26 protein-coding genes are annotated in these 23,727 nt (G+C 32.1%); 15 read left to right on the top strand and 11 right to left on the bottom strand.

From position 1 onward, the window contains the following. Nucleotides 1–122 precede the first annotated feature (122 nt). Nucleotides 123–1,352, bottom strand: a complete 1,230-nt coding sequence (locus CVU84_04075) for a tyrosine--tRNA ligase (protein PKM95983.1) — start codon at nt 1,350–1,352, stop codon at nt 123–125. 328 nt (nt 1,353–1,680) lie between these two features. Here CVU84_04075 and asnB point away from each other — a divergent pair, with 328 nt between their 5' ends. From asnB to rsfS, 14 genes are all read left to right on the top strand, one after another. Continuing rightward, complete coding sequence (gene asnB / locus CVU84_04070) at nt 1,681–3,528, top strand: asparagine synthase (glutamine-hydrolyzing) (GenBank protein ID PKM95982.1); 1,848 nt, start codon at nt 1,681–1,683, stop codon at nt 3,526–3,528. Nucleotides 3,529–3,549: 21 nt separating this feature from the next. Next, nucleotides 3,550–3,963, top strand: a complete 414-nt coding sequence (locus tag CVU84_04065) for a hypothetical protein (GenBank protein PKM95981.1) — start codon at nt 3,550–3,552, stop codon at nt 3,961–3,963. Between the two features lie 76 nt (nt 3,964–4,039). Then, complete coding sequence (locus CVU84_04060) at nt 4,040–5,890, top strand: B12-binding domain-containing radical SAM protein (protein PKM95980.1); 1,851 nt, start codon at nt 4,040–4,042, stop codon at nt 5,888–5,890. Continuing rightward, on the top strand, nt 5,880–6,560 hold the full coding sequence (locus tag CVU84_04055) for a Fe-S oxidoreductase (protein PKM95979.1): 681 nt from the start codon (nt 5,880–5,882) through the stop codon (nt 6,558–6,560). Before CVU84_04060 ends, CVU84_04055 begins: the two co-directional genes overlap by 11 nt. A gap of 65 nt (nt 6,561–6,625) precedes the next feature. Then, on the top strand, nt 6,626–7,837 hold the full coding sequence (locus CVU84_04050) for a ribonuclease E/G (protein PKM95978.1): 1,212 nt from the start codon (nt 6,626–6,628) through the stop codon (nt 7,835–7,837). A gap of 35 nt (nt 7,838–7,872) precedes the next feature. After that, the gene (locus CVU84_04045) at nt 7,873–9,117 is read left to right on the top strand and encodes a mechanosensitive ion channel protein MscS (protein PKM95977.1); all 1,245 of its coding nucleotides are present in this window, start codon (nt 7,873–7,875) and stop codon (nt 9,115–9,117) included. A 611-nt stretch (nt 9,118–9,728) separates the two neighbouring features. Beyond that, entirely contained in the window at nt 9,729–10,565 is an 837-nt protein-coding gene (locus tag CVU84_04040; protein ID PKM95976.1) for a DUF368 domain-containing protein, read from the top strand. 218 nt (nt 10,566–10,783) lie between these two features. Continuing rightward, the gene (gene rplU, locus CVU84_04035; GenBank protein ID PKM95975.1) at nt 10,784–11,095 is read left to right on the top strand and encodes a 50S ribosomal protein L21; all 312 of its coding nucleotides are present in this window, start codon (nt 10,784–10,786) and stop codon (nt 11,093–11,095) included. A 2-nt stretch (nt 11,096–11,097) separates the two neighbouring features. After that, nucleotides 11,098–11,421, top strand: a complete 324-nt coding sequence (locus CVU84_04030) for a ribosomal-processing cysteine protease Prp (GenBank protein ID PKM95974.1) — start codon at nt 11,098–11,100, stop codon at nt 11,419–11,421. A gap of 3 nt (nt 11,422–11,424) precedes the next feature. After that, a complete protein-coding gene (locus CVU84_04025; GenBank protein PKM95973.1) occupies nt 11,425–11,709 on the top strand; it encodes a 50S ribosomal protein L27 in 285 nt (94 codons plus the stop codon). Nucleotides 11,710–11,983: 274 nt separating this feature from the next. Next, on the top strand, nt 11,984–13,261 hold the full coding sequence (locus CVU84_04020; GenBank protein ID PKM96129.1) for a GTPase CgtA: 1,278 nt from the start codon (nt 11,984–11,986) through the stop codon (nt 13,259–13,261). A gap of 13 nt (nt 13,262–13,274) precedes the next feature. Then, nucleotides 13,275–13,583, top strand: coding sequence for a ribosome assembly RNA-binding protein YhbY (locus tag CVU84_04015; protein ID PKM96128.1), 309 nt, complete (start codon nt 13,275–13,277; stop codon nt 13,581–13,583). A gap of 77 nt (nt 13,584–13,660) precedes the next feature. After that, nucleotides 13,661–14,848 (top strand): hypothetical protein, encoded by a 1,188-nt coding sequence (locus CVU84_04010; protein ID PKM95972.1) that lies wholly within the window; start codon nt 13,661–13,663, stop codon nt 14,846–14,848. Between the two features lie 44 nt (nt 14,849–14,892). After that, nucleotides 14,893–15,240: a ribosome silencing factor gene (gene rsfS / locus CVU84_04005; GenBank protein PKM96127.1), complete on the top strand. Its 348-nt coding sequence runs from the start codon at nt 14,893–14,895 to the stop codon at nt 15,238–15,240. Nucleotides 15,241–15,338: 98 nt separating this feature from the next. Here the strand turns inward: rsfS and CVU84_04000 are convergent, their stop codons facing one another. Next, the gene (locus CVU84_04000) at nt 15,339–15,953 is read right to left on the bottom strand and encodes a transcriptional repressor LexA (GenBank protein ID PKM95971.1); all 615 of its coding nucleotides are present in this window, start codon (nt 15,951–15,953) and stop codon (nt 15,339–15,341) included. Nucleotides 15,954–16,177: 224 nt separating this feature from the next. Here CVU84_04000 and CVU84_03995 point away from each other — a divergent pair, with 224 nt between their 5' ends. Then, nucleotides 16,178–16,471: a LysM domain protein gene (locus CVU84_03995; protein PKM95970.1), complete on the top strand. Its 294-nt coding sequence runs from the start codon at nt 16,178–16,180 to the stop codon at nt 16,469–16,471. Nucleotides 16,472–16,476: 5 nt separating this feature from the next. Here CVU84_03995 and CVU84_03990 read toward each other — a convergent pair whose 3' ends face one another. The 9 genes from CVU84_03990 to CVU84_03950 all read right to left on the bottom strand — a co-directional run bounded on the left by CVU84_03990 (nt 16,477) and on the right by CVU84_03950 (nt 23,665). Beyond that, nucleotides 16,477–17,541 carry an integrase gene (locus CVU84_03990; GenBank protein PKM96126.1) on the bottom strand — a complete coding sequence of 355 codons (1,065 nt, stop codon included), beginning with the start codon at nt 17,539–17,541 and terminating at the stop codon, nt 16,477–16,479. 326 nt (nt 17,542–17,867) lie between these two features. Further along, nucleotides 17,868–18,083: a hypothetical protein gene (locus tag CVU84_03985; protein PKM95969.1), complete on the bottom strand. Its 216-nt coding sequence runs from the start codon at nt 18,081–18,083 to the stop codon at nt 17,868–17,870. Nucleotides 18,084–18,172: 89 nt separating this feature from the next. Further along, nucleotides 18,173–18,763, bottom strand: a complete 591-nt coding sequence (locus CVU84_03980) for a hypothetical protein (protein PKM95968.1) — start codon at nt 18,761–18,763, stop codon at nt 18,173–18,175. A gap of 96 nt (nt 18,764–18,859) precedes the next feature. Beyond that, nucleotides 18,860–19,435, bottom strand: a complete 576-nt coding sequence (locus CVU84_03975; protein PKM95967.1) for a hypothetical protein — start codon at nt 19,433–19,435, stop codon at nt 18,860–18,862. A gap of 165 nt (nt 19,436–19,600) precedes the next feature. Then, nucleotides 19,601–20,017 (bottom strand): bleomycin resistance protein, encoded by a 417-nt coding sequence (locus CVU84_03970; GenBank protein ID PKM95966.1) that lies wholly within the window; start codon nt 20,015–20,017, stop codon nt 19,601–19,603. Between the two features lie 331 nt (nt 20,018–20,348). Continuing rightward, on the bottom strand, nt 20,349–21,107 hold the full coding sequence (locus tag CVU84_03965; GenBank protein ID PKM95965.1) for an SAM-dependent methyltransferase: 759 nt from the start codon (nt 21,105–21,107) through the stop codon (nt 20,349–20,351). Between the two features lie 248 nt (nt 21,108–21,355). Then, nucleotides 21,356–21,847 (bottom strand): GNAT family N-acetyltransferase, encoded by a 492-nt coding sequence (locus CVU84_03960; protein PKM95964.1) that lies wholly within the window; start codon nt 21,845–21,847, stop codon nt 21,356–21,358. A gap of 617 nt (nt 21,848–22,464) precedes the next feature. Then, the gene (locus tag CVU84_03955) at nt 22,465–22,884 is read right to left on the bottom strand and encodes a hypothetical protein (protein PKM95963.1); all 420 of its coding nucleotides are present in this window, start codon (nt 22,882–22,884) and stop codon (nt 22,465–22,467) included. Nucleotides 22,885–23,245: 361 nt separating this feature from the next. Continuing rightward, on the bottom strand, nt 23,246–23,665 hold the full coding sequence (locus CVU84_03950; GenBank protein ID PKM95962.1) for a hypothetical protein: 420 nt from the start codon (nt 23,663–23,665) through the stop codon (nt 23,246–23,248). Between the last annotated feature and the right edge of the window lie 62 nt (nt 23,666–23,727).

Genomic DNA, 23,727 nt, shown 5'->3' with positions numbered 1-23,727 from the left:
TTTGCATATGCAATTGGAAAAGCGGCAGGAAGGTAACGAGAATTTTAACTCTGTGTATAAATAACAATGTTATTTAACACTGCGTAGCCGATTTTCTTGCTTGCGAATATTTTTCTTCCAATTTAGGAAATAACAACTCTATGGAAGCTTTTCTTGCCTTTTTTTATCATTAATTCCTTCTTATCATCAAAATCATTAAGGATTATCAGCCTATTTATATCCGAAACTTGAATGTCATTTATTCTAATACCACCTTGTTCAACCAAGCGTCTTCCTTCTGATCGAGTAGGGATAAGTCCTGTCTCTTGTAATAGAGTAAGTATATCTATGCCATCTTTAAATTGATCTAATTTCATGTGGGTAGTAGGAATTGAACCTCCAGAAGCCGCACCATTAAACAAAGCTTTGGCAGCGTCCATCGCCTTCAATGCTTCTTCTTCACCATGAATGTTTTTTGTGATTTCAAAGGCCAATACTTCTTTGGCTTTGTTAATTTCAGCGCCCTCAAGAGCACTTAATTTTCGAACCTCTTCCATAGGAAGGAACGTAAGCAGTCCTAAACATTCAGCTACCTTAACATCCTCTGTATTTCTCCAATATTGATAAAACTCATAGGGTGAAGTCTTTACTGGATCTAGCCAGACAGCACCTTTTTCAGTTTTACCCATTTTCTTACCATCACCTGTAGTCAATAGCTTAAAGGTCATACCAAAAGCAGGCTTGCTTTCTTTTCTACGTATTAATTCAACACCACCTAGGATATTTGACCATTGGTCATTTCCGCCTAATTGCATTGTACAATCAAACCTTCTATTTAATTCTAAAAAGTCATAGGATTGCATAAGCATGTAGTTGAATTCAAGGAAGGTTAAGCCTTTTTCATATCTTGTTTTGTAGCAATCAGCTGTTAACATTCTATTTACTGAAAAATGCACTCCAATTTCTCGAATAAATTCTACATAATTTAAATTAAGTAGCCAATCTGCATTATTGACCATAATAGCACGATCATCCGTAAAATCAATAAACTTTGAAAGCTGTTCCTTAAATCTTTCAGCATTATTTTCTATAATTTCTTTTGTCATCATCTTACGCATGTCTGATTTACCAGTAGGATCACCAACCATTGTTGTGCCGCCACCAATTAATACGATTGGTCTATGACCAGCTTGTTGTAAATGAGCCATGGCCATTACTGTTAAAAAATGGCCTACAGTTAAGCTATCAGCAGTAGGATCAAAGCCAATATAAAAAGTAACCTTTTCCTTCTTAAATAAATCTATAATTTCTTCTTCATGTGTTGTTTGTTCAATGAAACCACGTTCCAACAAAATGTCGTATGCACTTTTCATCTATATACCTCCTATTGCTTATAAAAGAATACTCGTGACCCATTTGTTACGAGCTCAAAACCCAATCATAGGTAAACTACTATATGTCTAACGCAAGTATTGCTTGTAATCCCACTTTATGTGGTTTATTCGTTCGTTAGATTTAATAAATATCCTAGCATACTTGGCTCAATTCATCAAGTATAAATGACATTTTCTTCGCATATAATTAATTAAATGGAAGGTGCACACCACTATTTAGTGGCGTGCAATCTTCCCGCAACAGTAGGGGCTAAACTCCTACTGTTGCGCAAATTTAGCTAATAATCGACAAATTGGAGGGTATTTAATGTGTGGTATAACCGGAATTATTAATTATCATGAAAATTTAATGCAGGAAATTGAAACGATTCACCCTATGACGGATGCATTGATACATAGAGGTCCCGATGCATTTGGTTATTATTATAATGAAAGAGTTCTATTGGGTCATAGACGATTGATCGTTATTGATCCTACTGGTGGAATACAGCCAATGACATTCAAAAAAGAAATTTATGAATATACTCTTGTGTATAATGGAGAACTTTACAATACTGATGAAGTTAGAAAGCAATTAATACAAAAAGGATATTTTTTTGATTCCCATTGTGATACGGAAGTAGTTCTAAAGGCATACGTTGAGTGGGGAGAAGATAGCCTTCAATATTTAAATGGTATTTTTGCCTTTGCAATATGGGAAAATCGTACAAAAACATTGTTTTTAGCAAGAGATAGAGTAGGTGTTAAGCCACTTTTTTATACTCAAGTAAATGGTTACTTCATTTTTGCTTCTGAAATAAAAGCATTGCTTGAGCATCGATTTGTTGAGCCAATTTTTAATGAAACAAGTTTACTAGAGCTCTTTAGCTTAGGTCCAAGCAGAATAAACGGCAGCGGTTTATTTAAAGGCATTTATGAAGTCAAACCAGCAGAATTTATTTATCTAACCGAAAAAAAATTCGTTAAAAAAGAATACTGGAGGCCAATTACGGGTGAACATAACGAAAATAAGAGTTCAACAATTGAACGAGTAGCATTTTTAGTTGAAGATGCAATTAAGAGCCAATTGATTTCAGATGTGCCTATTTGCACATTTTTATCAGGTGGATTAGATTCTAGCGCTATTTCTTCTATCGCAGCTAAGTATTTAAGTTCGCAAAAAGGGGAGCTTTTAACCACCTATTCTATAGATTATGAAGAAAATGATCTGTACTTTGCAGGTGATGCCTATCAGCCAAGTAATGACAACGTATGGGTAAATAGAGTGAGTAAATACATAAATTCAAATCACAATAGAATTGAAATAGGAATTGATGAACTTGCTGAAGCATTATGGGATGCAACTAGAGCAAATGATTATCCTGGCATGGCTGATATAGATTCTTCTTTACTGCTTTTTTGCAATCGAGTTAAAAAGAATCATACCGTAGCTTTATCTGGCGAATGCGCAGATGAAATTTTCGGAGGGTATCCTTGGTATAGAAATTTTACTGATATTCATTATGATGGATTTCCTTGGAATAAACATATGGATGTAAGAAAATCTTTTTTATCAGAGGGACTCTCTCATCTTAATCTTGAAGATTTTGCCTATAGTGAATACAAAAAGACTATCCAAGAAATAGAATACTTAGATCATGAGGATCCTTATGATAGGGGAATTAGAAGATTGACATATTTAAACTATAAATGGTTTATGGTTACACTCCTTACAAGGAAAGATCGCATGAGCATGTACAATGGTCTTGAGGTAAGAGTACCTTATGCAGACCATCGTATTATTGAGTATACATATAACATTCCTTGGTCTTTAAAATACATGAATAACATAGAAAAGGGTTTGCTCAGATCTGCATTAAAAGAGCATTTACCAAGTGAAGTAATTAACAGAAAGAAATCACCTTATCCTAAAACCTATCACCCAAAATACAATACGATTTTAGGTCAATTGCTAAAATCAATACTTGATAATCCGTATGCACCAATAAAAGGTCTAATTAACATTAATAAGGTGAATAATCTCCTTAAGGATGATTTGAATTCATTTCAAACACCATGGTTTGGCCAACTTATGAAGGGTCCTCAATTTGTTGCTTACTTGATTCAATTAAATTATTTTTTAGAGATGTATAGTGTTGATATTGAAGGAATCTAAAAAAGTAAAAGGGGTGATATTATGAATAGCATGCATGGTAAGAGGAAAAGCAAGAAATCTATAAGGCCAAGATCTTCAGACATTCCAAATAAATTCAATACAAAACTTTTTGTAGCTCTAGGTCTTTTACTTGTTATATTACTAATGAAAAAGTACGACTTATCCATTGGCAATTTTAATGTTGACAGTATCTATCATGTTGTGTATTATAATGAAGACTTAAATGCCTTAAAAGAAAAGGTATTCTTCTTTAGGGAAAACCCAAAACAAACTGAAGATACTATGCAAAATACTCTTCAAAAAGAAGAAGTTCAGGATAACACAATTGACAATAGCGAAAACTTAGAACCTAAAACAATTGAAGAAATACCAATTGTTAATCAAGAGAATATTGATAGGGATTTATCAAATGAGGAATCGAATGGCACTCAATGATTCGCAAATAGCCTTGTTATATCCAGATAAATATATTATGATGTAATAGAGATACTGCTACTAAGGAGAAACTATAATGAATGAACTAAGACTAAGTGATGAAATCTTGTTAAGCGTAGATAAGCCTGCAAGATATATTGGTAATGAAATAAATTGTATTTATAAAGATATTAACTCCGTAGATATTAGATTTGCATTCTGTTTTCCAGACGTATATGAAATAGGTATGAGTCATTTAGGCTTATCTATTTTATATGACTTTTTAAATAAAAGAGAAGACACTTTTTGTGAAAGGGTTTTTTCTCCATGGATTGATTTAGATAAAATTATGAGAGAAAAGAACCTTCCACTTTTTGCTTTAGAATCACAAGATGAACTTAAGAAATTTGATTTTTTAGGCTTTACTGTCCAATATGAAATGGCATATACAAATATATTAAGTATTTTAGATCTTGCTCACATTCCCATTTATTCTGCAGAACGAGGAGAGGATGATCCAATCATATGTGCTGGTGGACCTTGTACTTACAATCCCGAGCCTTTGGCTGATTTTATTGACTTCTTTTATATCGGAGAAGGTGAAGTGCATTTTAATGATGTTTTGGATTTATATAGTAGTATGAAAGCAGCTGGAAAGAGTAGAGCTGATTATTTAGAAGCTGTAGCAAAAATAGAGGGTATTTATGTTCCTAAATTTTATGAGGTTTCTTACAAGGAAGATGGTACAATTCAATCCTTTCTCTCAACACACCCGAACGCAAAAGAAAAAATCAAGAAGAATTTAGTACTGGATTTAACGAACTCCTCCTATCCAACTAAGCCAATCGTGCCTTATATGCAGGTAGTTCATGATCGAGTTGTTTTAGAGCTCTTTAGAGGCTGTATGAGAGGATGTAGATTCTGTCAAGCCGGTATTGTATATAGACCTGTTAGAGAAAAGGATGTGGACAAGCTAAAGGAGCAAGCGGTTAATTTAATAAAAGCTACTGGTCATGAGGAAATATCCTTAGTATCCTTAAGCTCAAGTGATTATAAGCCGCTTCATGAGCTTTCTGAGCACATCATTGATAATATAAGCCATGATCAACATGTAAATCTATCTCTGCCATCCCTAAGGATTGATGCATTTTCACTAGAACTTATGAGTAAGGTTCAAGATGTGAGAAAAAGCAGTTTAACCTTTGCTCCTGAGGCTGGTTCTCAAAGACTTAGAGATGTCATTAATAAGGGAATTTCCGAGGAAGACATCTTAAAGGGCTCAAAAGAAGCCTTTGAGAGCGGATGGACAAGAGTAAAATTATACTTTATGTTGGGCTTGCCCACAGAAGAATTAGAAGATGTTGAAGCAATTGCGCATCTTTCTCATAAGATTGTTGAAAAATATTATGAGCTTCCTAAAGAGCTACGACGTACTAGAGTTGAAATTGTTACAAGCACTTCCTTCTTTGTACCAAAACCTTTTACTCCTTTCCAATGGGTAGCCCAAGATACGATGGAACAATTTAAGGAAAAGCAGACTCTTTTGAATAGAACGATTAACAAAAAACATATTAAATTTAATTCTCATGATGCTAAGACAAGTGTATTAGAGGGTGTTATGGCAAGAGGAGACCGCCGAGTAGGTAAGGTTATTTATGAAGCTTATAAACTAGGCGCTAAATATGATGCTTGGTCTGAGCATTTTAAATATTCTGTTTGGGAACAAGCCTTTGAAAAATGTGAAATTGATCCTAGCTTTTATGCATCAAGAGAACGTTCGCTAGATGAAGTACTCCCATGGGATTTTATTGATATTGGTGTTTCTAAAGAATTTTTATTAGACGAATATAATAAAGCACTCCAAGGAAGTACAACCCCAAATTGCTCGCTATCTTGTTCAACTTGTGGTGCACAGGTATTTGGAGGAGGTATTTGTTATGAAAGTTAGATTGAAATTTTCTAAAACTGGGACATTAAAATTCATTGGGCATCTTGACTTGATGCGTACTTTTCAAAAAATATTCAGACAAGCAGAGTTACCAATAGCATACTCAGAAGGTTTTAACCCTCATCAAATATTTTCTATTGCGGCACCATTAGCTGTTGGAGTTACCAGCAGTGGCGAGTACTTAGATATGAAGTTAGTTCAAAATATGGACACACAAATGATTATTGATCATGTGAATGCCTGTTGTCCAAATGGATTAAAAATTGAAGCAGCTATTGTTATAGATGATCATGAGCCATCTGCAATGGCATCTGTTTCTGCAGCAAAGTATAGTGTACTGCAGGAAGAATGTGTGTTAACAGAGGAAAATATTGCTAACTTTGCGCTTCAAGACAGCATTGTTATCAAAAAGAAGAACAAAAAGGGTAAAATCAACGATTTTGATATTAAACCGGGTATTTATAACATAGTAATCAATGATAACAAAATTATTATGACCTTAGCTACTGGTAGTACTCTTAATGTCAAGCCCGATGCAGTATTTAGTTCTTTATCGGAGTTTATTGGTGCTTCTTATGACCCTTTTAACTATAAGGTTCATCGTGAAGAACTATATCATAGTGATAGTGCGTTTATACCATTGTCTGTCCCTGTAGAGCCTGTTTTTTAACATGCAACGAAGCTTCACTTGAATGCGAACAAAACATATAACAACTTAGAAATGGATGTGAGTTTATGGGCAATCGATTTATTACCACGTTAGAAAATAACATTGTATATTGTGCTTTATTAGATCAAAAAGATCAAATGATTGAACTTCATCCTGAACAAATCAATGATCACTCAATCATAGGGAATATATACATAGGTAAGGTCTCTAATGTAGTGAAAGGAATAAATGCTACCTTTGTTAATATTGGATTAGAAAAGGATGTTTTTCTTCAAATAGAGGAAGGACAACACTTTATTTATACAAACAATAAACCAACCTTAGATTCTCCTAAAGTTGGAGATGAATTGTTAATACAAATAACCAAAGATTATTATATGTCAAAGGCTGCAACTGCCACTAGTATGATAAATCTAACAGGAAGATATTCAGTATTAACTTACAAGAAAAATTTTGTTGGAATTTCCTCTAAAGTTAAAAAAGTTCAAGAACGCTACCGACTAAAAGAAATTTATAGCAATGCGATCAATGATGACTATGGGTTTATTATTCGTACGAATGCTGTTGATGTTGCTGAAGAGGACCTTATTAAAGAACGTGATATGCTTATTGCTATCTTCAATAGACTTCTTGAGGTTGGAAAATTCAGAAAAAGCTATCAATGTGTTTATAAGGAACCTGAAAATTACATTAGACTAATAAGAGATCTATATAAGAACAATGTAGATGTATATTTATTTGATGATGAAGCTATATATAATAGTGCCAAAGACTATTTTAATGATGACTATTACAACAATATTTCTGAACGTTTTGAGCTTCGTACCGACGCTAGTTGTAATCTATATCAGCTTTTGGGCTTTCATTCGAAAATTGAGAAAGCCCTTCAAGAAAAGGTTTGGCTTAATTCTGGAGCCAACTTATTTATTCAGCCTACGGAGGCTTTGATTGTTATAGATGTAAACACCTCGAAATCCGTTGGCAAAAAGAATTTTGAAGAGACAGTATTTGCAATTAACTTAGAATCAGCTAAGGAAATTTCTAGACAAATCAGACTTCGAAACCTCTCTGGAATTATTATTATTGACTTTATTGATATGCAGGATGAAGAGCATAAAACCCAGCTACTTACTTTGCTGGAATCATTATTTTTAGAGGATCGTATAAAAACTACCTTAGTTGATATGACTCCGCTAGGTTTAGTTGAAGTCACTAGAAAAAAGGTAGATAAAAATATATATGATAAATTTAAAAATCTTAAATTTCCATCATTATAGGAAATCATGAGATTAAGATTTAAAGGAGGTATCCTATGATTCAAGAAATTACTAAATGGATTATCGCATACGGTGTAGACGCGGCTGTATCTGGCTATCTTGCTATAGCAGTAACAATTTTATGCATTATTCTCTCTTGTATTATAGCGAGTCTTATTACAAATAAAATCGTTTTAAAATTTCTTTCACGCGTAATGATGCATAATATGTTCAAGTGGGATGATGCGATTATTAGAAGTGGAGTCTTTAAAAAGCTCTCTCGTATTGTACCAGCTCTTGTCGTTTATTCTTATGCACACGTATTCTCAACTCAAATAGCAATTACAATACAGAATTTAGCAACGATTTATATCATAATAACGGGGGCTTTGTCTGTTGATGCGTTATTAAATTCGATAGATGATATCTATCGAACCTATGAAACTTCAAAACATAAGCCAATTAAGGGGTACTTACAGGTTGTTAAGATCTTTGTTTACATTATTGCGGGTATCGTTATCATTGCTATGATCACGGGAAGAAATCCAGTACTAATACTCAGCGGTATTGGTGCCTTATCAGCAGTTTTGATCCTCATATTTAAAGATTCTTTGCTTGGACTTGTTGCAGGAATTCAACTATCATCTAACGATATGATTCGGATAGGTGACTGGATAGAAATGCCTAAATATGGTGCTGATGGAGATGTTATTGATATATCCCTTAATACCGTTAAGGTTGAGAATTTTGATAAAACCATTACAACAATTCCAACCTATGTACTTGTTTCCGATTCCTTTAAAAATTGGCGTGGTATGACTCAATCAGGGGGTAGAAGAATCAAACGCTCTATCTTTATTGATATTACCAGTATAACGTTTTGTACCGAGGAGTTATTGAAAGAATTTAAGAAAATCCATTATTTAACTGAATATATTCAAAAACAAGAAATCGAGGTTGAAATTTATAATTTAGAACATGACATTGATACATCTACGATCATAAATGGTAGACATCTTACAAATATAGGTGTATTTAGAATCTATCTACAAAATTATCTCTATAACCATGCTAAGCTACATAGCAACATGGTTCAAATGGTAAGGCTGTTACCACCGGTAGAACATGGTATACCTTTAGAAGTATATGCATTCACGAATGAAATTGAATGGGAAGCATATGAAAGAATCCAATCAGATATTTTTGATCATATATTAGCTATCATACCTCATTTTGGCCTTCGCGTTTTTCAAAAGCCAACAGGACATGATTTGCGTGCTTCTTTGGGTGAAAGGAAGTAAAACCAACAGTTGCTACCACTTAGCAATACTACTGATTAGCATTGATTTTAAATCAACGGGTGTGATTAAGTAGTCAAAAAAGATTCAAAGCTAAAAATAGTTGAATAAAAAAAATGAGCAGTTTATCATCATTTAACGTTGATAAACTGCTCATTTCATTTTTGCTGTAAATTATTTTAATATCTAAAGAATCAAACATAATATCATGATTAGCTAACTTTATAATATTAATTATTATTGTTTCTATTGTTATCGTTGTTGTTTTTATTGTTTTTATTGTTGTTGTTTTTGTTATTCACGTTCTTATTGTTGTTTAAAGAATTGTTGTTATTATTATTGTTATCTCTTGAACCGCTTTTATTATCTTCCATGAAATCACCTCCTCAATTGTTATTATTAGTTAATTAACCTCGTATTATTCGTCATGAATAATTAATTTTACAAATCAGTAAGCTTATTATAATATTTATTTGCATTCAGATTAGGAATTGCAATTATAGAAGGGATATGATAACATGGAAAAAGCAAAAAACTAATTTTTTTTTGATATATTTTAAATATAACAGGAATAGAGTTAGAAATACTTAATTACAATAAAAGAGGAAATATATATGATTAAAAATATAATTGGTGGAATGGCAGTAGGCATTGCAAATATTATTCCCGGTGTCAGTGGTGGAACAATAATGGTTATTTTAGGCCTGTTTGATAAAATTATTGAAAGTTTATCTAGGATTTTTAAACTAAATAATCCACAACGAAAAAATGATATTTTTTTTATTTTTCAGGTTTTAATTGGTGTAGCTATTGGTTTAGTTGCTTTTGCTAAAGTGATAGATTGGTTATTTGCAAATTACCCCATACATACCTTGTATTGGTTTATTGGTCTTATTGTGTTGAGCATACCTTCTGTGGTCAAGACTGAGTTAAAGGGATACCGAGTATCCTGGATTCAAATTCTATTGGGAATTTTAATTGTATTTGCAATGACATACTTTAATCCAGGAGATCAAGCTCTACAAGTAGAAGTTTTTCCGCAAATTTCACTTTTACTTTTAATGAAATTAGTATTCATCGGAATCATTGCTGGAGGTACTATGCTTTTACCAGGTGTCAGTGGTTCGATGCTTTTGCTTATTATTGGTGAGTACTATCTGTTCAAATCTTATATAGCTAATGTTTTGACCTTTGATTGGATTATTATTACACCACTTTTTTTTATAGGAATAGGTATTATTCTAGGCATACTTATAAGCGCCAAATTAACTAGTTATTTTTTAGCTAACCATCGTAGAGGTACTGTTAGTTTTATATTGGGTCTTATTATAGCATCTGCCATTGTACTGATACCTTACAACATCCCATATGATGGAATGTTAATCATAACATCTTTGTTGGCGTTCCTATTTGGAGCTGCTGTTATATTGAGCATTGAAAAATTCGCTTAAGCAAATCTTGCAGAATGGTAATTTGCTTATATCAATCTACTACATAGATATATTATGACATAACAATCACAATATTCTAAAATAACAAATAAACTATTGTTTCCCTTGACATATATAAACAATTATGGTACTCTAAAAGACGGTATAACCGCGCGAATAGGTTTAAGTGCTAATAAGCCACCAAGCTTCGGCGAGTCTTAAAATGAGGAGGTGCCCATATGTACGCAATTATTATAACAGGTGGAAAACAATACAAAGTTTCTGAAGGAGATGTTGTTAGAGTTGAGAAGTTAGGCCTAGAAGATGGCGAAGCAGTAACTTTTGATCAAGTCTTAATGATATCTAATGAAAATGGTTTGAAAGTAGGAAGCCCATTACTTGCTAATGCTACAGTTACTGGTAAAGTAGCTAGAGTTGGTAAAGGTAGAAAGATTGTTATTTACAAATACAAACCAAAAACTACTTACCACAAGAAACAAGGTCATAGACAACCATTTACAGAAGTTACAATCGAAAAGATTAATGCATAATTATGATAAAGGTGACTTTATTATTAAAAAAAGATCAATTAATAGGATTTGAAATGTCAGGTCATGCTAACTATGGCGATTATGGAAAGGACATTGTTTGTGCTTCTGTATCTGTGTTAGCTATCAATACCGTCAATTCAATAGAAGCTTTTACCAAGGATGTATTTGATTGTACCGTGAGAGAAGATGATGGTTTTTTACATTTTCAACTCATTTCAAATATTAGTGATGAAAGTAAGCTCTTATTAAATGCTTTTAATTTAGGTATACAAGAAATAAAACTACAGTACTGCAATAATATAGATATAACGAACGAGGAGGTGTAAACCATGTTAAGAATGAACCTTCAATTGTTTGCTCATAAAAAAGGAGTAGGTTCTACTAGAAACGGTAGAGACTCAGAATCTAAGAGATTAGGTGCCAAAAGAGCAGACGGACAATTTGTTTTAGCTGGAAATATTTTATATAGACAACGTGGAACTAAAATTCATCCAGGAACGAATGTAGGTAGAGGTGGAGACGATACTCTTTTTGCATTAGTTGATGGAGTTGTTAAGTTTGAAAGAAAAGGCAGAGATAAAAAGCAAGTTTCTGTTCATCCTAAGGCTGAGTAATTTCAACTGAAATAATCATAATTATATGAATTAATAATTAAATTATGGAAATGATTGTATTAGAAGATAAAAGTTTCAAATGTCTATCATTTGAAACTTTTTTATTCACTAAGAAACTTTCATGACATGGCCTTCACCAAATAAAATGAAATCATGTAAATGAAAGTTAGTAGCCATATGTCTTAGGTTGTATATCGCAAGAAAGTATTTTACCAATCCCGATACGTTAAATGATTGCGTATCAGTTTAAATAAGGAAAGTGTGATCCCGAATGATTTTTGTTGATCAAGTTAAAATATTTATTAAATCAGGTAGTGGTGGAAATGGTTGTGTAAGCTTTAGGCGTGAAAAATACATTCCAAATGGTGGACCTGATGGTGGTGATGGTGGAAAGGGTGGAAGTATCATTTTCGTTGTAGACGATTCCACTAATACATTGTATGATTTTAGACATCAGAAGCATTATAAAGCCGGTAACGGTGAAGGTGGTATGGGAAACCATTGCCATGGAAAAGATGCTTCAGATTTGATAATTAAGGTTCCAAGAGGGACAATAATTAAAGAAGCTGAAAGCGGTAAGATAATTGTGGACATGGCATATCCTGACTCCAAAGAAGTAATCCTTCGAGGTGGTCGTGGAGGGAAAGGCAATCAGCACTATGCTACTCCAACAATGCAAATACCAAAATACGCTCAACCGGGCCAATCAGGTCGGGAATTACATGTTATTTTAGAACTTAAATCTATTGCAGATGTTGGACTAGTTGGCTTTCCTAATGTTGGAAAATCAACATTATTATCTAGAGTATCAAATGCTAAACCTAAAATAGCAAACTATCATTTTACAACTCTAAATCCAAACCTTGGTGTAGTTGATATGGGTCATGGAGAAGGCTTTGTAATGGCTGATATTCCTGGTTTAATTGAAGGTGCTGCAGAAGGTATTGGCTTAGGGCATGAATTTTTAAGACATATAGAAAGAACAAAAGTTTTAGTGCATATTGTAGATGTTGCTGGTATTGAAGGTCGAGACCCAATTGATGACATTAACAAAATTAATTTAGAGTTGAAAAATTTTAATGAAGATTTGTTACTGAAGCCACAGGTAATTGTAGCAAATAAAATTGATGCCATGTATGGTGAGGAAAATCTCAAACGTATCATTGATAATTTTGAAACTGAAGATGTAAAAGTATTCCCAATCTCAGCAGTAACTGGACAAGGCATCAAAGAGTTGTTGTTTCACATAAAAAAATTATTAGATACTATTGATGTTGATATAATCGTATATGAACCTGAGTATTTTGCAAATGCTCAAAGAGTTGCGGATGATCCTATTACTGTTGAAAAACTAGAAGATGGGGTATTTAACATTATAGGTAAAAGCGTAGAAAAAATGTTAGGATATACAAACTTAGACAGTGAGAAAGGCTTAAGCTTCTTCCAAAATTACTTGAAAACGAATGGAATTATTGATGAATTAGAAGCACTTGGCATTGAAGAAGGCGATACAGTTAAAATGTATTATCTTGAGTTTGAATATTATAGATAAGGAGAAACCTATGATAACAAGTAAACAAAGGGCTTATTTACGTGGCTTAGCTAATTTAATAGAACCAATTTATCAAATTGGAAAAGCAGGACTTAGCCCTGAAGTAACAGAAGGTATTTCTGATGCTCTTGAGGCAAGAGAATTAATCAAGATCAATGTTCTAAAAAACTGCATAGAAGATCCGAAAGAAATCTCATATATTCTTGCAGAAAGAACCCGTTCAGATGTTGTACAGCAAATAGGGCGAAAAATTGTTTTATACAGACCATCAAAAGACAATAAAACGATTGAATTACCTCTAGAAAAAAAACGATTGAAATAAGTTCAAACTTTACTTATCTGCCGTTTTTCTAATTACTAATAATAAAAACCCTTTCAACAAATGGAAAGGATGGTTAAATGAAGAATATTGCAATATTAGGTGGTACCTTTAATCCTATACACCTAGCACATCTATCAATGGCCAAATATGTATATGCTACTGGAAACTATGATGAAGTGTTATTTATTCCAACTGGAGAGCCTCCACATAAAGCAAATGATCGCTGTATAGTAGATAAAATTCATAGATGGAATATGTGCATGCTGGCTATAAAAGAGTATGATTATTTTTCTATTTCTGATATTGAAATTAGTCGTAGTGGTAATTCGTACACAGTAGAAACTCTTAAGGCATTGATCAAAGAGAATCCTGAAAATAAATATACCTTAATTATAGGTGCAGATTCTTTGATGAATTTGACTAACTGGTATAAACCAGCGGAACTTTTTAAAATTGCTAATTTTCTAGTCATCAATAGACCAGGATTTGAGCATAAAACAGATGAGCAAATTGCTAACTTAAAGGACAATCATCAAGTCAATATTTCAACAATAAATATGCCCAAAATGGATATATCATCATCTAGAATAAGGCAACTAATGAGCAATGGTTTTTCAATTGGTGATATGGTTCCGACTTCAGTTGAGCAATACATTATAACGAATAATCTTTATAGAATTTCAAATTTTATAAATATGTCGATAGACGATGCAAAAAAAAAGCTAAAAATAAGCTTGTCTGAAAAGAAATATTTACACTCCTTATCTGTAGTAGAAGTTGCCGTAAAATTAGCGTTGCAACATGGTGTTGATGTTGAAAAGGCCTTTATTGCAGGGTTGCTTCATGATTGTGCAAAAGGAATTAGCCGTAAAAAGCAAGATGAGCTTACAAAAAAGCATTTAATTTTAACAACTCAAGCTGAGATAGACAGTCCGGATTTATTACATGCAAAATTAGGTCCAGTTATTGCAAAAGAAGTGTATGGTGTTATTGATGAAGAAATACTCCGTGCAATTGAATGTCATACTACTGGGAAACCTAATATGACAGAATTAGATAAAATCATTTATATCGCTGATTATATTGAACCCAATCGAATGCCATTACCTCGAATTAACTGCATTAGAAATTTGGCTAATAAATCGCTCGACGATGCACTATTAGAAATCTTAAAAGATACATTAGAATATTTAGATAATAAAAAAAGTACAATAGATCCTAGAACATTAGAAACATTTTTGTTCTATAACAAACTCAAAAAGTAAATTGAAAGGAAATTAAATCTATGTCAAAAGATGATGCATTAAAGATGGTTGAAATTATTTATAAAGCACTAGATGATAAACAAGCGGTTGATATTAAGGTATTGGATATAAGAGATGTAACTGTTATGGCAGATTATTTCATCATAGCACACGGTAACAACCCTAACCACGTAAAAGCTTTAATCGATAATACAGAAGAACAGTTAGACAAAGAAGGTTTTGTGCCTAAACATGTTGAAGGGTATAATTCTGCAAGTTGGATATTACTAGATTACAATGATGTTATTATTCATATTTTTAGTAAGGATGATAGAATGTTTTATGATTTAGAACGTATTTGGTCTGATGGAAAACAAATAAGTTTTGCTCCAAGCAAAGATGGTAGTCAATAATACTATTATGTAAACTAATCGATTGTTACATTTATAAAGTTATATACTAAAAAAGATAGTAGGTGATTTAACCCTAGCTATCTTTTATTTTTTTACTACTAAGATAAAGTTCGATATAACCCAACAACCTTACCTAATATAGAAACCTCATTCACAATAATTGGTTCCATATTGTCGTTTTCTGGTTGAAGTCTAATATGATTAGACTCTTTAAAAAAAGTCTTAACTGTAGCAGAATCTTCAATCAATGCTACAACAATATCTCCATTTCTAGCTGTTTGTTGTTGTTGAATAAGGATCAAATCATTTTCATATATTCCAACATTAATCATACTATCACCCTTAACTCTTAACATAAATGCATTTGTATTTGGCGCATAATTTACTGGAATAGGGAAGTAATCTTCAATATTCTCTTGAGCTAAGATTGGTGAACCAGCAGCAACCTTACCTAGAATAGGCACGTTAACCATTTCTCTACGTGCTAATTGAAAATCATCGTCTACAATTTCAATTGCTCTTGGTTTAGTAGGGTCTCTACGAATTAATCCTTTTTTCTCAAGACGTTCAAGATGACCATGTACCGTAGAAGTAGACTTCAAACCAACGGCTTCACAAATTTCTCTAACTGATGGTGGATAGCCTTTACTCATTGTTTCTTGTTTTAGAAAATTCAGAATTATGAGCTGCTTATTGCTCAAATCACTAGCCAAAGTAATCACCCCTAATTATATAATTTTGGAAAATATTACATCTAAAGAATGTATGTTCTTGAGTATTATAACATAGAAAATGCAAAACATCAAACGAATGTTCTCGTTTTTGCGAAAAACATGTTGACACAGAACGTTCATTCGTATATAATGTAAATAGACGAACGAACATTCGATTGATGACGATTTATCGATGATTTTATTCAATAAAGGAGTGATTCCGCATGAAACAAAAGAAGTCAAAGGGTGGAATATTTTTTATTAGTATCATTTTAGTATCAATATTATTATTAAACTTTATAAATAATACAGTTATTGGCGCTAGTAATATACCAACTAAAAGTTATATTACAGTTACAATTAACATCAATGATACATTATGGGACATTGCTAATCAATATATGAATGATAATTATTATAATTTAGACGAATACATTGATGAGGTAATTATGATTAATTCAATTCAAGAAACTACTATTTATGCTGGAGAGAAATTAACACTACCAATTGTTGAATGAAAACCCTAATCTTGTCTTAATTTAACTGCCTTTGCAGCCATACGTCGACGTTCATCTTCAATTTGTGCATAATGCTTTTTAGTCGTATTTACATCTTTATGACCTAGAACATCAGCAACTAAGTAAATATCACCGGTTTCACGATATAAATTCGTTCCATATGTACTCCTTAATTTATGTGGTGAAATATTCTTAAGTTTAGTGATTAGTAGAGCATATTTCTTAACTAAATTTTGAACTGATCTAACTGCTAATCTTTTATTTTGAATTGATAGAAATAAAGCATCCTCATGCATTGGTGGTGTAACCATCTTTTTCCTATATTCCAGGTAACCAAGAAGAGCATCTTTAACCTCTTGCCCAAAATACACAATTACCTCGTTGCCACCTTTTCTTACAATTTTAATACCATTAACGTCAAAATCAATATCTGGAATATTTAAACCCACACATTCACTTACACGAATTCCTGTACCTAATAGAAGCGTTAGGAGTGCTAAATCTCTATCCTTTGTATATGCATGAAATCTTTTTTGAGAAACAGTTAGTTTTTCACCTGATTCAACTTCATCTAATAACTTAGCAATTTCATCAATTTCTAATCTCACAATATGTTTATCATGTATTTTAGGTAGCTCAACTAATAACGCTGGATTCGTTTTAATTTTTTGTTTTTTGAAGAAATAGTTATAAAAAGTTCTTAAAGAAGCTAATTTTCTAGCTTTTCCACGTTCAGTATTAATATGTTCAATTTGAGTATGTTTATCATTTTCTTTAATGTAGTAATTTAGATATTCAAGATACATTTCAATATCATCTGGTAGTATTTGATCCAAACAGTCAACTTTAAGGTCAGAAATAGCCACTTTTTTAATTTCCTTATGATATTGTCCCAAGAACTCGAAAAAGACCCTTAAATCGTAAGCATATGCAATACGAGTTTTAGACGAAGTGGTTTGTTCAATACCTCGGAAGAATTCGAGTGTAAAGGAAGGTAAAGAATACATTAATTCACGTAAATGAATTGAGTTTTTTATTTTTTCTTGCTCATGATAGCTTTTATTATTAATCATATAATTTAACCTCCTGAAAGTTATCACAAATAAATAATATCCTTTGTGAGTAGTAACGATGAGAAACCCCTGTTTTAGGTTAAAATCACCCCAATCTATTCGTTAAAGTTGAGTTTTGCGAATAGTTGTATGTATATTATATCACTACTCTTTTTAGGTAGCAATAGGTTTTTTGTAATGATTGTAAAATTTGAAACACTTTGTAAAAAATCTAAGTACTATCTTCTGATAATTTTATTCTACATAATATGTTAAATTAAATCAATCAACTATATGAAAATTATATATCAATCTAATTTTCCTTATATTGATTAGTTTAAATTTCAACATATAAGAAAAAAAGCAATTCCCTCTTTCTTCTGTATTGTCAAAGTCTGTAAACCGTTCATTAGCAATGATACTATCAAACTTACTTGTGTTCCAATGCGAAACAACCAGTTGTCCTTATTTGCAATTGATAGTATAGCAAACCCAATTGTAGTAACTGAAAAAGTCATTATGGTTACCAAAAAAAATATCTTTTTACTATTTAATTTCATACTCCACGCCTCTCCATGTCTATTTCAAAAATTTAGTTCGAACTTATCGATATTGATAAAATATTCTTTTATGACTAAACTATCACCCTTTATTTGCTGAAAGCCCAAAAGCCACATTCCGTCGGATGATCGATGATAAAAGCATTTTTATGCTTCAGGAGCATAAGTGCAATTGTTGTGTCTCCGCCAGCAGCGATAATATTAAAAACGCTCAAAACGAGCCAAAATATGCTGTTTGTTATTAAAGAGACTACAAACATTCCAAGCCCAAGTACTAGGAAAGGCATAAGACCTCCAAGTATGTACTGCCTAACACTGAGTGATTCCATGCAGCAACAATACGGAGTTAGTTTTTTCCACATAACTCCAAGATGAATGCTTTTCCATCCGTTTTTACAGTAGAAATTCCAAGTTAGACCATGTAGAAATTCATGCACAAAAACACTTGCAACCATAATAGCGTAAAGAAGAAGTGATCCCAATATTGAGAATTTAACTTCCCCACTCTGTTTTGCAAGAAAAAATACCACGCAACACAGCGCTGCCACAGGACCTGCCGTAACAAAAGCCATAATATTTGCCTTTAAAATTGAAATTGTGCATTTCTCTGCATGGTAACCTTGGCTTTCGAGTTGTGCTCTGATTATGTTGAAATTTTCGGTACGTTGACTGTCATTCACTTTAATTTCTCCTTTTCTAAGAGCTTATATAATCGTTTCTTTGATTGCTACAATTCAATGGAAATTAGCTATATCCATAAATTAATCCCATACTTACTAGTTAAACGAATTGGGATTAAAAACAATCCTAGTAACAATGAAAATTGCCGATTTTTGCGGTTGTTCAACCATTATATCATAAGATCCTAAATGGGGTACAATCATCCTATACTGCAGTTTTGTAGCATTCGAAGGATTTTCTAGTGAATTATCCGTTGGGCTAATTAATTTAATGATTACTCCATCTATATTCGTTGTAGCATTGCCTGACTCTTTCCAGTTATCTCCACCATCCATCAGATGTTCTTGCTGTGATATATTTTCTGGAACTAAGTTTGAAGTGACAACCTTCACTAAAAAAAGGGGTTCTAATCTCCATCCTTGATGTCCCCCACTATTCATCCATTCTTCATATGTAAGTAAGTTGGTTAATCCTACATTCCCCACATCGTAATTCAATAATTGGCTACTACTTCCACTCTCATTAAGTTGAGTTTCAATTGAATATAACAAAATTGGAGACGGTACGAAATCATCTGATTGCCGTCCTATCAATAAGAATACTACTATTAAAAATTCAATACTTACCGCTGCTATCAATATTTTATTTTTGTTTCTTGTTTTGCAACTCATTTTCCACCTTTCAAACCTCTTTCGATTTTTTTTCCAAATTCCAACCACTTGGTTATTATTTACTTATGAATTATGTCGTCTAACGCTCGCTTTTAATAAAGTTTATTTAGCGCTGACAAATACTGCGACACATAGGAACTTGTGAACTTATCGCATTACTAATTATTATTCATTAGAAGGTTCATTTTGTCCAATAATATTTCCCTCATTGTCAGTAATATACGTGCCTTTTGTAGTATCTAAAATCACATACTGATTGTTCCAAGGGTCTTTTACAACTGCACATTTTCCAATTTTTATATCAAAAGGCCCATATACAATCTGACCTCCCGCCTTTTCTATCGCTTTTACTGCATCCGTTACCAAATCTACTTTAATATCAACTGATTGAAAATTACGTTCATTTTGGATGAGAATTTCTGTTATTCCTTCGCTCATCCCAAGACCAGCAGCTGTATCAGATTTCCATATAACTCTCAATCCAAGACTATTACAATAATATTCAATTCCCTGTTGTATATTTGGAACATAAAATTCTATACAGTCTATGTATTTAAATAACGGTTGTTTCAATATATCCATAAGTACACCTCCATTCAAAACAAATTAATAAATCGCAATTATAAACAAATTGATGTTTTTTGTAGTGTGTAATATGGTACAACGTTTGCATATTGCCGACGTTCAATCAGCTCAATTTTCCTTTATTTAATTATCACCAAAACTGATGAATGTTGGCAATGTATTGTTTTCATAGCATATCCCTTATTAAAGACTACTTAATATACATATATTTATTTAATAGTTTATCCTAATTGATTCTGCATCAACAAACTTGCATATGCTAAATTTTGATAAACAATAAACCAGTAAAGTTCGTCGCAAAACGATTTCGTTATTGCCGGCGTCCATCTTATTGAATATTTCTCAAAACAATGATAAAACGATGTTCAATACTTTCTATGTAGCCATTCACTTCCAATAGCTTTTGTAATTCTATCAATTGCTGAAAATTGGTCTCTACTGAAAAGTTAGGGAATTCCCATTCTATTACCTTCGCAAAATATACAATTGCTCCAACATCATAAAAGAATAGTTTTGAAAAGCATTCATCCTTGTAAATAACTTCGAATCCTGCTTTTTCCCACTTAATAGCTTCATTTTTCAAATCAAAATCAGGATACAACGGCGTAAAATTAGGTATTAATCTTTCAGATAGAGGTCTATTATTATATCCACCCACTTGTTGAGAAATAAATAATCCATTAGTCTTTAGTATTCTCTTTACCTCATCCAAATCGTAAGCTTCATGCCGATTAATTACAAAGTCAAAATTATTATCATCATATGGAATACAGAAATCATTAAATATCTGTCTGACAGATATCCCAAGTGGTTTCAATTTCTTTACACATAAATCTACATTAGGTTGCCATGCTTCAGTAACTGAAGTTTTATCATATGGATGATGTAAAGATAGCAAAAATTCACCACCACCAGTTCCCATATCCAATAATTGCATATCGTTTTTCAAATATCGATGCACAATTTTTCCGTAATCCCATGGTATTTTTTCGTGCTTCCATCTTTTATTCAGATATGAAAAATCCCATCCTTGAAAACTTATCTTTTCATCTTGTAGCCATTGTTCTCTTAACTGTTTTTCGTTCATAATATTGCTCCTTTTCTTTTAAATATTTTTAAAATAGATAGGTGCAATAAATAACGACAGCTCATTACTCGGTACATATGCTGTCATTATTGCATCGAGTATTTACTTCGCTTATTTCTGATATAGTTCACTTCCTTTCAAGATTATATAAATAATTCTTTCTTCTCAATTTAGAACAGATGTTTTGTTTTTTGTGGTGAGCAATGTTGTACAACTTGTTATGTGACATGTAATGCGAAAACTGCCAATCACTTAATTAATTGATTTAGTTTCAAGTCACATGTAAATTTATAGTGAGTTTTCTTCATACTTTGACTCAAATAAAATAAATGGCTAATTGCCCGTTTTCTATCACAGCATACTTCAATTTGAATACATCCATTCTTCAATGAAACTTGCTTTGCTTCATTTAATAGCTTATTCCCGATTCCAAGCCTGCGATAGCTCTCAACAACAAATAATTCTTGTATCTCAGATATTTTACCTACATGATGCAATAATTTTTGAATATGTAGACTTATAAATCCAATTAATTTACCCTTATCTTCTGCAACAATGTAATGTACATTTTGATCAGCTAAGTTATCTAAGTAGATTTGGCTAAATTCTTGGATATCAATATTTGATTCTTCAAGCTTACAAATCAAAGTATATATATTTTTCAAGTCATCTATCAATGCACTTCTTAACTTCAAATAGATACACCTCTCTCTTTTTCTATTATCAATATCATGAATAATTTATTTTATCACACGCCATTATCTGTCATAAGGATTAGCCATAAATTTCAGCCTTGAAGGCTGATGAATGTTGGCAATTTTGTTATATGTCGTTACATACGGAAACACTTTATTTGAAAATCTAGTTCACTATTTCCCCCACTTTAAACTTAATAGCGACTTCTATGCTCGGCATTGATGGTTATTGGTGTTTCTATGATTATTGAAGGCACCATTCGATACTGTCCTATCTACGATTGTTTAGGAATATCGACATGTTGTATTACAATAAATTAAAATTCCTCATTGATGGTCTTATAAATAAGGCCATTATTTCTTCTCAAGCAACGCAATAGTTTTTTTAATAGCCTTAAAAGTTCTTCCCATCAATAATTGAAATACATGTTCTTTTTCTCTTTTTCTAGAGGGGGATGTCATATAACGTTACGTGTTAACGATGTTCATCAGCTCACATACTTACCAATTCTCAAATCTTAATGTTGATGATTTTAGGCAATATTTTGTTAGCTGATGTTGCATTACACACGATAACTACCAGTCAACCACAAATAACTTAATATTACTTAATATAATATAATAATATTTGATTATATAAGAATTATATCCAAAGATTGTTTTCATGTTGAACTACGGATTTTCAAATGACATTCACTACATTCTGAGTCATGTAAAGATATAATACCGCTGCATTTCTTACACGTCCAAAGTTCTTTTTCCATTAACATAAAAAATTCTAATCCCTCACTTCGTACAGTCTCGCTATTTTTTACAAGGCTAATTCCATATCTCTTAATGTAACTTTTTTCAAGATTCTTTATCTGTTTGCAAGGAAACTCTCCACATTCAAAACAGTATGTAATTCTTTTTACTTTTACACAATCCTTAATATTGCATTTCCTACAATGTTCTGGTTTATCTTCATCACTACACAAACAACCTTTACAAGATTTTTTCGGTTTTAAGTGCCTATAGCAAACTATGCAATTCATACCACATGGAGCAAACATAATACTATCTATATTATCAAGTAGCTTCATATACACCCTTCTTTCTTTACCTTTTAATGTATTGCTATGAATTTTCATACAATAGTACCATTTAATATAATATTGCTTTGTGTTTTCTTATTATTATACCTCTATTGTGATAAATTAACATTAATACTTTTAAACTAGTGTGCAATGTCAGCTAACGTTCTCGTTGTTGCGGCCGTTCAAAGCTCACAAACTTCTTGCTTAACAACTCTAAAGGTTATGAATGTTGGCAATAACCTGTTAGGTGATGTGTTATACATTAACTTTAGAATACATAAACCCAATATATTTGTTGCTTATTTTTTTATTAATCACTGTATCACTATATATTCTTTGTCTTTATAATAATAAACTCCGTTTTCTTCTATAATCTTATATTGCCTTTTCCAAATATATCTCCTGTATTTTTTTCAATTATTGATACTGTAAGCATATTTTGATCTGAACTATGATCAGTTGATTCACTCGGAGACCAATATAAATTCAAATCATTAAAATCACATATGTATTCTGAATTTAATTGTTCAATATTACTGTCTGCATTCCATAACAAAAAATTGCCTTGTTCACATTTAAAATGTAGTTCTAATTCTAATTCTTTATTATATAAATTTACATTAACCAAAAGTGGCAAACCAGGAACGGAAGACATTGATGGAGTGTACTGTTCTATTCCCATATCTATTGCTACATGAAAATCCAAAGGTTCTACTGACATTACATCTTTCTTACATCCTGAGATAAATATACATATCAAAATTGCTAAAATAATTAACCTCTTCATCATAAAAACTCCTTCAATTAATAAATAATATAGTAGAATATGTCACCTACAAGAACAATCCA

This window comes from Firmicutes bacterium HGW-Firmicutes-1 (assembly GCA_002841625.1).
Taxonomy (GTDB): domain Bacteria; phylum Bacillota; class Clostridia; order Lachnospirales; family Vallitaleaceae; genus HGW-1.
Note: the sequence above shows the minus strand (reverse complement) of the source record. Positions and strands in the feature narration are given on the sequence as shown.